This is a genomic window from Rhizobacter sp. P2_D12 (assembly GCF_056404395.1).
Map to the genome: position 1 here is coordinate 40,338 of NZ_JBFUEB010000005.1, position 12,806 is coordinate 53,143.

Consider the following 12,806-nt stretch of genomic DNA (forward strand, 5'->3'; position numbering starts at 1 on the left):
CGGATGCCAATCCGGGTTTGTCCAACACATCCCGGATCGGCATCCGGGTCACGACAGCGCTGCGGCGACGAGATCGCGCTGCTCGCGCTGGTGCACCACCTGCGACGACGTCGCACCCGACGCGGTCACCGGTCGTGACACCTCGCTCAACCCGAGGCCGGCCGGGCAGGCCGCCGCCAGGTCATCGCGCACGAAGGCCCACGCGCCCTGGTTGCGCGTCTCCTCCTGCGCCCACACCACCTCGCGCGCGTTCGGGTAGCACTGCAGCGCCTGCCGCATTGCTTCATGCGGGAACGGATACAACTGCTCCAGCCGCAGCAAGGCCACGTCGATCCGGCCCTGGGCGACACGGGCGCAGTGCAAGTCGTAGTACAGCTTCCCGCTGCACACCACCACGCGCGTCACGGCCAGCGGATCCGCCACGTCGGCATCGCCTAGCACCGGCTCGAAGCGCCCCTCCAGCAGCTCGCGCAAGCCCGAGTGCGAGTTCGGCTCCTTGTACAGCACCACCTTCGGCGTCATCGCCACCAGCGGCTTGCGCACCGCGTTGAAGGCCTGCCGGCGCAGCAGGTGGAACCACTGCGCCGAGGTCGACGGGACCGTCACCTGCAGGTTGTCGCCGCCGCACAGCTGCAGGAAGCGCCCGAGGAACGCGCTCGAATGCTCCGGCCCGATGCCCTCGTAGCCATGCGGCAGCAACACCGCCAGCGCCGAACGGCAGCCCCACTTCTCCTCGCCGGCACTGAGATACTGGTCGACATACACCTGCGCGCCATTGACGAAATCGCCGAACTGCGCCTCCCAGACCGTCAGGCCGCGCGTGTCCTGCACGCTGTGCCCGTACTCGAAGCCCAGCACCGCCTCTTCGGACAGCACCGAGTTGACCGCCTCGAAGCGACCCGCACCCAGTTGCTGCAGCGGAACGAATTCCGCCGCCCCCCCCTGTCCCTGGTTGTGCCACACCGCCTGGCGGTGCATGAAGGTGCCGCGCTGCACGTCCAGCCCCGAGATGCGCACGTCGACGCCGGCCGCCAACGTCGTCGCATAGACCAGGTTCTCGGCCAGGCACCAATCGACCTGCGAGTCCTCGCCRCGAACCGCGTGCTCCCACTGCTGTGCGAGCGACTGCACCAGCGGATGCGGTTGGAAGTCCGCCGGCAGCCGGGTCATCGCCGACACCGCGGCTTGCAGGTTCTCGAGCGACAGCCCGGCCGGCGCCGTTGCATGCGCCTCGGCCGGGCGCGGCACCGCTTCGCGCGCGGAGTCCTCCAGCGCCCCGAACGCCTCGAACGCCGCCGCCCGCGCGTCGGCGATGTACGACGCCATGCTCTCCTCGGTGGCCCGGCCGGCCGCGACCAGCGCCGCGCCATGCACCTCGACCACCGAGGCCTTGCGCTCGGCCATCGGGTACACGTGCGGGCTGGTCAGCGCCGGCAGGTCGTGCTCCGAATGGCCCAGCCGGCGGTAGCCGATCAGGTCGATCACCACGTCGCTCGCGAACGCCTGGCGGTAGTCCAGCGCGATCGCCGCGGCCCGCTGCAGTTGCCCGGGCGCATCGGCGTTCACGCGCAGCACCGGCGCGTCGACCATGCGGGTCACGTCGGTGCAATAGCGCTGGCCGTCGGCGTCCATCCGGTTCGGCTCGGTGAAGCCCAGCTGGTTGTTGATGATGACGTGCAACACGCCGCCCACCGTGTAGCCCGGCTTGCGCGTCAGCATCAGCGTCTCCATCACCACGCCCTGGCCCGCGAATGCGGCGTCGCCGTGCATCACGATCGCCAGCGCCGCGCTGCGGCTCGCGCGCGCCATGCCGGTGACGACCGGGTAGACGCTCTGCAGGTGCGACGGGTTGTGCGCCAGCGTCAACGCCACGTCGCCATGGCGCGTGGGCAGCGTGCGCCGGCCGCCCAGGTGGTAGACGAGGTCGCGCTGCAGTTCGGGCTGCGGCGCCTGCGCGTCGAAGTACCCCAGCACCTGCGCCGGGGCCATGCCCAGCAGGTTGACCAGCACGTTGACGCGCCCGCGGTGCGGCATGCCCATGAAGACGTCGGCGACGCCGTGCGCCGCCGCCTGCTCGATCAACGCATCGAGCAGCGGCAGCAGCGCCTCGCACCCTTCCAGCGAGAAGCGCTTGCCGTGCGGGAAGTGCTGCGCCACGTGCTGCTCCCAGGCCTGCACCTGGATCAGGCGGTCCAGCAGGTCGGTGTCCGGCGGCGGCGCCGCGCCGGCATCGGCCTCCATGCGCGCGTGCAGCCAGGCGCGGCGGGTCTCGTCCCGCACGGCCGATGCGTCGAGCGCCAGCGGCCCGCACCAGGCGGCCTTCAGGCGCCGGTCCAGTTCGGCGGTGTGCGGATCGGTGGGCGACAGCCCGAAGCGCTCGGGCGCCAGGCCCTGCGCGCCCATCGGGTTCGACACGCCCAGCGGGTCGAGCGCCGCATGCCGGTGCCCGTGCTCGCGGTGCGCGTCGATGAAGCGCTGGACGTCCGGTGCGATGTGGAGCGGGCGCAACTCGGCGTCCGCGTGGTATGACGTGGTTGACATTCCATCCCCCTGACAGAAACGTTGCGGAAGGCGGGACGGCGCTCTGTGGCGCCTGCCGCCCGACGGTGTCTCCTCTCACCCCGTCGGGTGAGCGGGTGGCTACAGCTCGAAGGCGCGCACGACGTCGGTCAGTTGCCGAGCCTGGTCCTTCAACGCGCCGGCCGAGGCCGTGCCCTGCTCCACCATCGCCGCATTGCGCTGCGTCGAATCGTCCATCTGCAGGATCGCGCTGTTGACCTGCTCGATGCCCATGCTCTGCTCGCGGCTCGAAGCGCTGATCTCGGCGACGATGTCGCTGACGCGCTTGATGCTGCTGACCACCTGCTTCATCGTCACGCCGGCCTGCTCGACCATCTTGCTGCCCTGGTCCACCTGGTCGACCGATTCGGAGATCAGCGACTTGATTTCCTTGGCCGCCAGCGCGCTGCGCTGAGCCAGGCTGCGCACCTCGGCGGCCACCACCGCGAAACCGCGGCCCTGCTCGCCGGCCCGCGCCGCCTCGACGGCCGCGTTCAGCGCCAGGATGTTGGTCTGGAAGGCGATGCCGTCGATCACGCCGATGATCTCGACGATGCGCTTGGACGAGGTCGAGATCGAGCTCATCGTGTTGATCACCTGGCCGACGACCTCGCCGCCCTGCGTCGCGACGGTGGACGCGGAGATCGCCGACTGGTTGGCCTGGCTCGCGCTGTCGGCGCTGAGCTTGACGGCCGCGGTGAGCTGCTCCATCGCCGAGGCGGTTTCTTCGAGCGCGCTCGCCTGCTGCTCGGTGCGCGACGACAGGTCCATGTTGCCCTGCGACACCTCGTGCGCCGCGGTGGAGATGGTGTCGGCCCCGGTGCGCACCTCGGAGACGATGCGGTGCAGGCTCTCGACCATGTGCTGCAGCGCGGTGATCAGCCGCCCGACTTCATCCTTGCTCTCGACCTCGACGCGGTGCGTCAGGTTGCCGGCCGCCACCGATTCGGCCAGGCCGATGGCGCGCTGGATCGGGCGCGTGATCGAGCGGGTGATGTAGTACGCCGTGCCCACGCCCAGCAGGATGGCCAGCACCGAGGCGGCGATCATCTGCATCTTGGCCGAGCGCGAGGTGGTCTTGGCGCTGGCGACGTCGTTCACCATGCTCTGCGCCTGGCGCGCCACCATCTTGTCGATCAGCGCGTAGTAGCGCGCCTGGGGGGCGGCCATCTCGTCCTGGTAGACCACCATCGCCTCGTCGCGCTTGCCGGCGGCCATCAGGTCGAAGACCTTGCGCACCACGACGCCGTATTCCTTGCGCGCCGCCGATTGCTCGGCGAATTGCGCCTTGTCTTCGTCGGTGTGGATCAGCTTCTCGAAATCGGCCAGGTTCTGCGTATTGGCCGCGCGAATGGCCGCGTATTCGTCGGTGTATTTCTTCAACTGCTCCGGCGTGGTCGCCAGCAGGATGCGCCCGACGGTGACGGCGCCGTGGTCGCCGACGGTCTTGATCTTGTTGGCCAGCGCGATCTGCGCATAGCGGTCGTCGACCACGTTGTCCATCACCGAGCTCAATCCGTTCAGGACCGAGGTGGCGACGGCCAGGATCACGAGCAACAACGCGATGACGACCGAGAAGGCCAGCGCGAGCCGCGAACCTATCTTGAGGTTCGAAAGAATCATTCTTCTACTCCCTGAACTGTTCGTTTAATGCTGCAATGGTGTTGAAACGTTTGCCTTTCAGCAAGTGCAATCAAGTCCGACTTTGAGCCGTCTTTCACGAATGGCTACGACTTTGCCTTGCCGCGCAATTCAGACTCAATTGCGAGGTTCGAGCGACCCGATCTGCACCGCCATGCGTCCGGTTATCGGCGCAGGCGCGGCGGGACTGAGCGATTTCTGCGTCAGCGCTTGAAGATCAGCTTCGCGGTCTGCGGATCCGCAGGTGCCGAGGTGTGCTGGTGGGTGATCTTCCAGGCGCCGCCCCGGCGCTGGAGCACCAAGGTGAGGCGGTTGCTCATCGAGCGCAGCTCGACGCCGTCGGGGCCCAGCGCGGCAAAACTGACGAAAGCATGACCGATGGCCAGGTCCTGCGAGACGCTGGCCTGCACGTCGCTGAACCCGACCCGCACCCGCTCGTCGCCCAGCGAGCCGAACCAGTCGGCCGTCTCCCGGCACCAGGCTTCGAGGCCGTCGAAAGACCAGGCGCCCCACATGTCGAACACGCGGACATCGGCGGCGTAGAGCGCGGCAAAGGCGCCGGCGTCCTTGGCCAGGACGGCAGACTGGTAGCCTTCGAGCGCCTGGAAGACGGGGTTGGTGTCGGATGAGGTCATGGTTTGCTCCTGCGGTTCTCACCACGACGATCGACACCCGGCGGAATCGACAGCGGCCGGATGCCGTCAACCGAAGGTGAACACGAAGGCCTGCGCGCCCGGATCGAGGAACTCGATCTCGAACAAGGCATCTCCGCCGTTCGCCGAGCGGCGCACCAGCTGGTAGAGCTTCTGCGCACCGATGACCCCGTTGCCCTGCGCATCGACATCGGCACCGCGGTCCGCCAGCGGCGGCTTGCCGTCGACCAGCACCCTGAAGCGCACCGGCTCGCCATCGGCCGATGGCCCCAGCACCAGGTGCAGGTCGCGTGCCTGGAAGCGCAGCGCGAGGCGGCCGTTCGCCTGGCCGAGCACCGCGCCCTCGGGGCCCACGTTCCAGGTGCCGGCGAGCGCCCACTGGTTGCGCTGCAGCGAGGCCGGCAGTTGGTAGGCCTGCGCCCGGTCGGCGGCGATGCCGCCCGGCGACGCAAAACCGCTCGCGTGCTGGTAGCCGAGGTAGGTCTCGGGCGACAAGGCCGGCGACGCACCGGGTGCCGCCTGCGTGCCCTCGCCCTTCGGCGCCACCAGGCCGGCGGGAACCGCGGCAGCCCCGGCCTCGGCCAGCAGTTGCTGGATCACCTGCTCGGCCTGCGCATAGTCGCCTTCGCCGAACTGGTGATGGCGGATGCGGCCCTGTGCATCGACGAAGTAGAACGCCGGCCAGTAGCGGTTGCCGAACGCGCGCCAGATCGCGAAGCTGCTGTCGACCGCCACCGGGTAGCCGACCTGCAGCTCGGCGACCGCGCGGTGCACGTGGCCCGATTGCTTCTCGAAGGCGAACTCCGGCGTGTGCACGCCCAGCACCACCAGGCCCGCGTCCTTGTACTTGTCGGCCCAGGCGCGAACGTAGGGCAGCGTGCGCAGGCAGTTGATGCACGAGTAGGTCCAGAAATCGACCAGCACCACCTTGCCGCGCAGGCCTTCGGCGGTCAGCGGCGGCGAGTTGATCCATTCGGTGGCGCCGGCCAGCGGAGGCAGGATGCCTTCGACGGGGAGCTTCTGCTTGACTGACGCGGTAGGTCCCGGATTGGCATCCGGGCTACGGGTGAGTCGCTGCACGAGCGATTCCTCCAGCGTCGATGTGGTGCCGATCGACAGGCGGCTCAGCAGGCCGGTGTCCAGGCCCAGCGCGATCGCGCCGACGCCCAGCAGCACTGCGGCCCCCGCGGCACGGCGGACCCACTCGCCGGTGTGCAGCGAGCGCTTCATCACCGCGAACAGGCGCCCGCCGAACAGCAGTGCCGCCGCCAGCGAGCTGCAGGCCCCGGCGGCATACGCCAGCAGCAGCACCGAGGTGCCCGCGCTCGCGCCGTTCAGCGCCGCGCCGGTCAGGATCAGCCCGAGGATCGGGCCGGCGCACGGCGCCCACAGCAGCCCGGTGCCCACGCCCAGCGCCAGCGGCGACAGGATGGACGTGCGCTGCTGCGATCCGGAAATGCGCAAGCCCAGCGCGACCAGCGGCCGGCTCATGCGCTCGGCCAGCGCCGGGAACAGCAGCGTGACGCCGAAGCCGGCCAGCAGCAGCATCGCCGCATGGCGGCCGTGTTCGTTGAGCGCGACCACCCAGCCGCCGCCCACCGCGGCCAGCGTCGCGATGGCCGCGAAGGCCACGGCCATCCCCGCCAGCATCGGCAGCCCGTGCGAGCGGAACGGCCGGTCGGCGCGCGCGAACACGAACGGCAGCACCGGCAGGATGCATGGGCTCAGGATGGTGAGCACGCCGCCCAGCCAGGCAAGGAGCAGCAGGATCACGATTCGTCTCCCGGGCCCAGCGTCAGCCGGGCTTCGAGCCCGCCCTCGGCACGGTTCATCAGCTTCAACTCGGCGCCCATCGCCACCGACAGCTGCTGCGCGATGGCCAGGCCCAGGCCGGTGCCGCCGGTGCTGCGGTTGCGCGAGCTCTCCACGCGGTAGAAGGGCTGCAGCACCGCTTCGAGCTGGTCCGGCGGGATGCCCGGCCCGTTGTCGAGCACGGCCAGCACCAGCCGGCCGCCGTCGGCCTGCACGCGCAACTGCACGTCGCTGCCGAACTTCAGCGCATTGTCGATCAGGTTCATCAGGATGCGGCGCAGCGCGTTCGGCCGCGTCACGATCGGCGCGCCGGCCCGGCCTTGCAGCCGCACCTGCTCGCCCGAGTCCTCGTAGTCGGCGACCATGCTCTCGAACAGCGCGTCGGCATCGATGCGGCAGGCCGGCTCGGTCGCGCCATGCAGGGTGCGCGCATACGTGACGCCTTCGCGCACCAGCGCCAGCATCTCGTCCAGGTCCTGGCGGAACTTGTCGCGGTCCTGTTCGTTGTCCATCAGGTCGGTGCGCAGGCGCATGCGGGTGATGGGGGTCTGCAGGTCGTGCGAGATCGCGGCCAGGATCTCGACGCGCTCGGCCATGTAGCCGGCGATGCGCTGCTGCATCGCGTTGAAGGCCCGGGCCGCATGGGCGACCTCGCTCGGGCCTTCCTCGGCCAGCGGCGCCTTCAGGTCGGGCCCCAGGTCATCGGCCGCCGCGGCCAGCTGCGCCAGCGGCCGCGTGACCAGCCGCACGACCACCCAGGCGCAGACCGCCAGCACCACCAGCTGCCCCAGCAGCACCCACAGCACCCAGTTCGACACCGGCATCTCGACGCGCCGGCAGTGGATGACCAGCGACGAGCCGTCGGCCAGCCGCACCTGGATCTGCAGGCCGTCGCGCGGCTGCGCCACCTGCAGCACCTTGACGATCTCGAACGGCCGCAGCGCCTCGGTGACGGAGTCGGCGAACATGCGCGAGAACGGCGACTCGATCGCGAAGCCCTCGGCCGTGCCGCCCAGCTGGAAGCGGTAGTTGCGACGCTCCAGCCGCGCCAGCCAGCCATCGCGCTCGTCCGCCGGCAGGCGGTCGAGGATGGCCACCGAGCTGGCGATGTCGCGCTCGACGCCCAGCATCATCAGCTCGCGCAGCACCGTGCCGCGCTCGAAGCGGATCAGCGCGAAGGTCAGCAGCTGGGCGATCGTCAGGCCGACCACGATGACCAGGGTCACGCGCGCGAACAGCGTGCGGGGCGCGAAGCTCATGATGCGGCCAGCGCGCGGCGCACGAACTCGAGCCGGTCCTGGCCCCAGAAGATCTCGCCGTCGACCAGGTAGCTGGGCGCGCCGAACACCTGCGCCGCGATGGCCTCGCGCGTGTTCTCCTGGTACCGCGCGCCCACCGCCTCGCCCAGTGCCTGCATCGCGCGCTGCGCCGGCAGCCCGCATTCGACGGCCAGTTGCGCCAGCACCTCGGGATCGGAGACATCGAGCTCGCGCGCCCACACCGCCCCCAGCACCGCGCCCGTGACCTGCATCGCGGCCGCGTCGCCATCGTGCAGCGCAACGGCCACGATCAGCTTGGCCGCGTGATCGGGCGGCACCGGGAAATGCCTCGGCTGCAGGTTCATCGGCGCCCCGAGTTCCTTCGAGAAACGCGCCAGCTCGACCAGCCGGTAGGCCTGGCGCTGCGCCGGCCGCTGGCCCAGCGGCAGGCCGCCGGAGACCGCGAACACCGCGTTCATGTCCACCGGCCGCACGCGAACGGCCGCGCCCGCCTCTTGCACGATGGCGGTGAAGCGCCGGTGGCCCAGGTAGGACCAGGGGCTGAGCGGGCCGAAGTAGTAGTCGATGGTGCGGGTCACGGGGGTCTCCAGGCGGTCGGCGCGTCGTTCGGGTCAGGCGATCAGCAGCGTGATCTCGATGTTGCCCTTCAGCGCCTTCGAGTACGGGCAGGTGTCGTGCGCAGTGTCGACCAGTTGCTGCTTCTGCCCGGCGGTGAGCCCCGGCAGCGTGATCGACAGCGTGGCCGCCAGCCCGTAGGCACCGGCGTCGGTCATGCCCAGCGAGACGTTCGCCTCGACCGCGGCATCCTGCGGCATCTTCAGGCCCAGGCTCTTGGCCGCCAGGCCCATCGCGCCGATGAAGCAGGCCGACCAGCCCACGCCCAGCAGCTGTTCCGGGTTGGTGCCGGGCTTGCCGGAGCCGGGCGGGCTGAGCTTGACGTCGAGCGCACCGTCGCTGGATCGGCCGGATCCGTCGCGGCCACCGGTGGTGTGGGTGTGGGCGGTGTACAGCAGCTTGTCGAGCTTCGTGGTCATGGTGGTTCCTTGTTCAGGTGGTTGGGAGCCGCCATTGCACCCGCCGCGTGTATCGACGGTGTGTCGGCCACCCCGGGGATTTGCATTGGCACGTACCTGCGTGCGCGGCCGGATACATGGGAATACAAACCGCCGCGGCCACCTCGGCAGCCGGTCTACAGTGCGGGCCATGAATTCGAAGTCCAGCGACCACATCCTCATCGTCGACGACGACCGCGAGATCCGCGAGCTGCTCACCACCTACCTGGTGAAGAACGGCCTGCGCGTGGTCGCCGTCCCCACCGGCCGGCACATGCGCGCGGCGCTGGAGGAATCGGGCCCGTTCGACCTGATCATCCTCGACCTGATGCTGCCCGGCGAGGACGGCCTGTCGCTGTGCCGCGACCTGCGCAGCGGCAAGTACAAGGCGACGCCGATCCTGATGCTGACGGCGCGCAACGACGAGGCCGACCGCATCCTCGGCCTCGAGATGGGCGCCGACGACTACCTGGCCAAGCCGTTCTCGGCGCGCGAGCTGCTGGCGCGGTTGCGCTCGGTGCTGCGGCGCACCCGCATGCTGCCGCCGAACATGCGCTCGACCGAGGCGGCGACGCGGCTGGCCTTCGGCGAATGGGAGGTGGACACCACCGCGCGCCACCTGCTGGACGAGAGCGGCGTGATGGTGGCGCTGAGCGGTGCCGAGTACCGGCTGCTGCGCGTCTTCCTCGACCACCCGCAGAAGGTGCTGAGCCGCGACCAGCTGCTCGGGTTGACGCAGGGCCGCGACGCGGAACTCTTCGAGCGCTCGATCGACCTGCTGGTGAGCCGGCTGCGCCAGCGCCTGCGCGACGACGCGCGCGAACCGCGCTACATCAAGACGGTGCGCAGCGAGGGCTACGTCTTCGCCTCGGCCGTCGAGGCGCGGGACTGAGCGCGGGGCGCATCAGCGGCCCGCGAGCTGGCCCGCCAGCGTGGCGAGCTGGTCGATGCAGGTGCCCCAGCCGTCGAAGAAGCCCATCTCCTTGTGCTTGTCGCTGGTGGCCTGGTCGGGGTGCATGACGGTCGCGACGTAGCGCGTGCCCTCGCCTTCGTCGGCCAGCGTGATGATGGCGGTGAACGGCATCCACGGCGTGGCCGGCCGCCAGCCGCCGGTGAGCAGCGAGCTGAAGACGATGCGCGACTGCGGCACGATCTCGAGGAAGCTGCCCGGGTTGTCGCTGGTGCCGCCGTCCGGGCCGCTCATGAAGGTGTGGAAGTCGCCGCCGGCGCGCAGGTCGAAGGCCCGCAGCTCGGTGGTCCACGGCTTCGGACACCACCACTGCTTCAGCAGCTCGGGCTCGGTCCAGGCGCGCCACAGCGTGGCGCGCGGCGCGCGCACGAGGCGCGAGATGACGAGGTCGCGCGTTTCAGCGCCGGCGTTTCGGTCGGTCATGGGACAGGCTCTCCTGGTGAAGTTGCTCGGCAAAGGCGGCCATGCGGTCGCTTCGGGCTTCCCACGCGGCACGCTGCTGCGCCATCCACTGTTCGGCCTGCGTCAGCGCCTCGGGCTGCAGCTCGCAGGTGCGTACGCGACCGAGCTTGCTCGACCGGATCACCCCGCTGCGCTCCAGCACCGACAGGTGCTTCATGAACGACGGCAGCGCCATCGCGAACGGCTCGAACAGCGTCGACACCGACGCCGGGCCCGGCCCCAGCGCGCCGACGATCGCGCGCCGCGTCGGGTCGGCCAGCGCGTAGAACACGTCGGTCAGCTGCGCCGCGGCCTGCATCGATTGGTTAGCCATATGGCTTAGTATAGGAAGCAGGCCGGCGCATGGCAAGCGCCGCGGCCTCAGGGCGTGCGGATCGCGTCCACCTCGGCGCGCAGCCACGCGATGAACTGCTGCACCTCCGGCTTGCGCTGCGCCGCGGTCGACTGCAGCAGGTAGTAGCTGCGCGGCGAGGCCAGCGTCGCGGTGAACGGCGCGACCAGCTTGCGCTTGCGCAGCAGGTCTTCGACCAGCGGGCTGCGCGCGATCGCGACGCCCTGCCCGTCGACCGCGGCCTGGATCAGCTGGTCGTACAGCGTGAACTGCAGCGTGCTGGCCGGCTTCAGGTCGTCGAGCTTCATCGCCTTCAGCCAGGTCGACCAGTGCTGCAGCGAATCGACCGGGTCGGCCTCCTTCTGCAGCAGCGTGTGCCGGCACAGGTCGCGCGGGTGCTTCAGCGGCCGCTTCGGGTCGCGCAGCAGCCGCGGGCTGCACACCGGGAACACCACCTCGTTGAACAGCAGCTGCGCCGACGCACCGGCGCGCTCGGCATCGGTGTAGCGGATCGCCAGGTCGACGCCGTCGCGGTTCAGGTGCACCACGTCATAGGTGGCGGAGATGCGCACGTCGACGTCGGGCTGGGCGGCGGTGAATCCGGCCAGGCGCGGGATCAGCCACAGGCCGGCAAAGCCCGGCGTCGTCGTGACGACCACGGTGCGCGTGGCACGGGTGCGCTTGAGCGCCGCGCCGGCCTCGTGCAGCCGCTCCAGCACCTCGCCCACCGTGCGGTACAGGCGCTGGCCTTCGTCGGTCAGCGTCAGCGCGCGGTGCAGGCGCCGGAACAGCGGCAGCTGGTAGTGCGCCTCGAGCGATGCGATCTGGCGGCTCACGGCCGACTGTGTCAGGAACAGTTCCTCGGCGGCCTTCGTGAAGCTCAGGTGGCGCGCCGAGGCCTCGAAGGCCTCGAGCTGGTCGAGCGGGGGCAGTGCGTAGCGGCGCATGGTTTGGCATTCCGATATCGCATGCAGGCCATGCGAAAAGACCGTTTGAAGCCGCGATCACTGTAGCCCAGACTGGCGTCCGAGCCCTCCGGCTCGCATGCATCCAAGGAATCCCATCATGTCACTCGTTTCGTCGCTTCGCCGCGCCCTGGCCGCGGCCGTGCTGCTGCCCTGCCTCGCCCATGCGCAAACCGCCTCGCCGCCGCTGTCGTACCAGGTGCTGGTCACCGATGGCGTGCAGCGCGCTTCCGAGCTGCGCCTGCCCGATGGCGGCCCGATCGTGTCGTCGCCGGTGTCCAGCACGCTGATCTACGGCGAGAAGGATGCCGTGCTCGTGGACCCGCCGCTGACGCGCTCGCAGACCGAGCAGGTCATCGCCTGGGTCGCGCAGTCGGGCAAGCGGCTGAAGGTCATCTACTCGACGCACGGCCACGGCGACCATTGGTTCGGGACGGCTCAGGTGCTGGAGCGTTTTCCGGACGCGACCGTCTATGCGACCGACGACGTGATCCGGCAGATGCACAAGGCGGCCGACGGCCGCGCGAAGTACGACAAGGATTTCCCGGGCCAGATCGGGCCGACGCCGGTGCTCGCGAAGCCGGTGCCTGCGGAAGGCTTTCTGCTCGAAGGCAAGCGGATCCAGCCGGTGTCCGTCGGGCATTCGGACACCGACGGCACGACGGTGCTGCACGTTCCATCGATCGGCCTGGTGGTGGCGGGCGACGTGGCCTACAACGGGCTGCACCAGTACCTGCTCGAAGGCGGCGACGGCGGCCTGCAGGCGTGGTTGAAGGCGATCGACCGCGTGCAGGCGTTGAAGCCGCGGGCCGTCGTGGCCGGCCACAAGCAGCGCTCACGCAGCGACGATCCGGCCTGCCTCGAAGACACGCGCAAGTACCTGCTGGATGCGCTGCAACTGCTGGCCCAGAAGCCGACGCCGACGCCGCGCGAGTTCTTCGACAGGATGGTCGCGCTGCACCCCGACCGGATCAACCCGGGCCCGCTGTGGTACAGCGGCATCGGGCTGTTGAAGGCGCAGCCCGATGAGAGTCATTGAGACCAGTCCTCGGGGACGCCCGTCAGGGCAGAATCCGAACTT

Annotated in this window: 12 protein-coding genes; 2 read left to right on the forward strand and 10 right to left on the reverse strand. The window is 69.9% G+C overall.

What is annotated here, in order from left to right; genetic code table 11:
* Positions 1-48 precede the first annotated feature (48 nt).
* The 7 genes from AC1DYN_RS02715 to AC1DYN_RS02745 all read right to left on the reverse strand — a co-directional run bounded on the left by AC1DYN_RS02715 (position 49) and on the right by AC1DYN_RS02745 (position 8,979).
* Entirely contained in the window at positions 49-2,541 is a 2,493-nt protein-coding gene (locus AC1DYN_RS02715; RefSeq protein ID WP_477957563.1) for a 2-oxoglutarate dehydrogenase E1 component, read from the reverse strand.
* Between the two features lie 99 nt (positions 2,542-2,640).
* Positions 2,641-4,182 (reverse strand): methyl-accepting chemotaxis protein, encoded by a 1,542-nt coding sequence (locus AC1DYN_RS02720; RefSeq protein ID WP_477957564.1) that lies wholly within the window; start codon positions 4,180-4,182, stop codon positions 2,641-2,643.
* A gap of 221 nt (positions 4,183-4,403) precedes the next feature.
* A complete protein-coding gene (locus AC1DYN_RS02725; RefSeq protein WP_477957565.1) occupies positions 4,404-4,835 on the reverse strand; it encodes a YybH family protein in 432 nt (143 codons plus the stop codon).
* 66 nt (positions 4,836-4,901) lie between these two features.
* Complete coding sequence (locus AC1DYN_RS02730) at positions 4,902-6,626, reverse strand: cytochrome c biogenesis protein DipZ (protein WP_477957566.1); 1,725 nt, start codon at positions 6,624-6,626, stop codon at positions 4,902-4,904.
* The gene (locus AC1DYN_RS02735) at positions 6,623-7,924 is read right to left on the reverse strand and encodes an ATP-binding protein (protein WP_477957567.1); all 1,302 of its coding nucleotides are present in this window, start codon (positions 7,922-7,924) and stop codon (positions 6,623-6,625) included. Before AC1DYN_RS02735 ends, AC1DYN_RS02730 begins: the two co-directional genes overlap by 4 nt.
* Positions 7,921-8,523, reverse strand: a complete 603-nt coding sequence (locus tag AC1DYN_RS02740) for a 2-hydroxychromene-2-carboxylate isomerase (RefSeq protein ID WP_477957568.1) — start codon at positions 8,521-8,523, stop codon at positions 7,921-7,923. The genes AC1DYN_RS02735 and AC1DYN_RS02740 overlap by 4 nt, the downstream gene beginning before the upstream one ends.
* Positions 8,524-8,556: 33 nt before the next feature.
* Positions 8,557-8,979 (reverse strand): organic hydroperoxide resistance protein, encoded by a 423-nt coding sequence (locus tag AC1DYN_RS02745; RefSeq protein ID WP_477957569.1) that lies wholly within the window; start codon positions 8,977-8,979, stop codon positions 8,557-8,559.
* 169 nt (positions 8,980-9,148) lie between these two features.
* Here AC1DYN_RS02745 and AC1DYN_RS02750 point away from each other — a divergent pair, with 169 nt between their 5' ends.
* Positions 9,149-9,889: a response regulator gene (locus AC1DYN_RS02750; protein WP_477957570.1), complete on the forward strand. Its 741-nt coding sequence runs from the start codon at positions 9,149-9,151 to the stop codon at positions 9,887-9,889.
* Positions 9,890-9,901: 12 nt separating this feature from the next.
* Here AC1DYN_RS02750 and AC1DYN_RS02755 read toward each other — a convergent pair whose 3' ends face one another.
* The 3 genes from AC1DYN_RS02755 to gcvA are packed head-to-tail and all read right to left on the reverse strand — an operon-like array spanning position 9,902 to position 11,707.
* Positions 9,902-10,390: an SRPBCC family protein gene (locus AC1DYN_RS02755; protein WP_477957571.1), complete on the reverse strand. Its 489-nt coding sequence runs from the start codon at positions 10,388-10,390 to the stop codon at positions 9,902-9,904.
* Positions 10,365-10,742, reverse strand: a complete 378-nt coding sequence (locus AC1DYN_RS02760) for an ArsR/SmtB family transcription factor (protein ID WP_477957572.1) — start codon at positions 10,740-10,742, stop codon at positions 10,365-10,367. The genes AC1DYN_RS02755 and AC1DYN_RS02760 overlap by 26 nt, the downstream gene beginning before the upstream one ends.
* A gap of 47 nt (positions 10,743-10,789) precedes the next feature.
* Complete coding sequence (gene gcvA, locus AC1DYN_RS02765) at positions 10,790-11,707, reverse strand: transcriptional regulator GcvA (protein ID WP_477957573.1); 918 nt, start codon at positions 11,705-11,707, stop codon at positions 10,790-10,792.
* Positions 11,708-11,825: 118 nt separating this feature from the next.
* Between gcvA and AC1DYN_RS02770 the strand changes: the two genes are divergently transcribed.
* Positions 11,826-12,764: an MBL fold metallo-hydrolase gene (locus AC1DYN_RS02770; protein ID WP_477957574.1), complete on the forward strand. Its 939-nt coding sequence runs from the start codon at positions 11,826-11,828 to the stop codon at positions 12,762-12,764.
* Positions 12,765-12,806 lie beyond the last annotated feature (42 nt).

Excerpts from the sequence above, each read along its gene's own strand:
- AC1DYN_RS02720 (WP_477957564.1), bottom strand. The coding sequence starts at position 4,182 with ATGATTCTTTCGAACCTCAAGATAGGTTCGCGGCTCGCGCTGGCCTTC.
- AC1DYN_RS02725 (WP_477957565.1), bottom strand. The coding sequence starts at position 4,835 with ATGACCTCATCCGACACCAACCCCGTCTTCCAGGCGCTCGAAGGCTAC.
- AC1DYN_RS02735 (WP_477957567.1), bottom strand. The coding sequence starts at position 7,924 with ATGAGCTTCGCGCCCCGCACGCTGTTCGCGCGCGTGACCCTGGTCATC.
- AC1DYN_RS02745 (WP_477957569.1), bottom strand. The coding sequence starts at position 8,979 with ATGACCACGAAGCTCGACAAGCTGCTGTACACCGCCCACACCCACACC.
- AC1DYN_RS02750 (WP_477957570.1), top strand. The coding sequence starts at position 9,149 with ATGAATTCGAAGTCCAGCGACCACATCCTCATCGTCGACGACGACCGC.
- AC1DYN_RS02755 (WP_477957571.1), bottom strand. The coding sequence starts at position 10,390 with ATGACCGACCGAAACGCCGGCGCTGAAACGCGCGACCTCGTCATCTCG.
- AC1DYN_RS02760 (WP_477957572.1), bottom strand. The coding sequence starts at position 10,742 with ATGGCTAACCAATCGATGCAGGCCGCGGCGCAGCTGACCGACGTGTTC.
- gcvA (WP_477957573.1), bottom strand. The coding sequence starts at position 11,707 with ATGCGCCGCTACGCACTGCCCCCGCTCGACCAGCTCGAGGCCTTCGAG.
- AC1DYN_RS02770 (WP_477957574.1), top strand. The coding sequence starts at position 11,826 with ATGTCACTCGTTTCGTCGCTTCGCCGCGCCCTGGCCGCGGCCGTGCTG.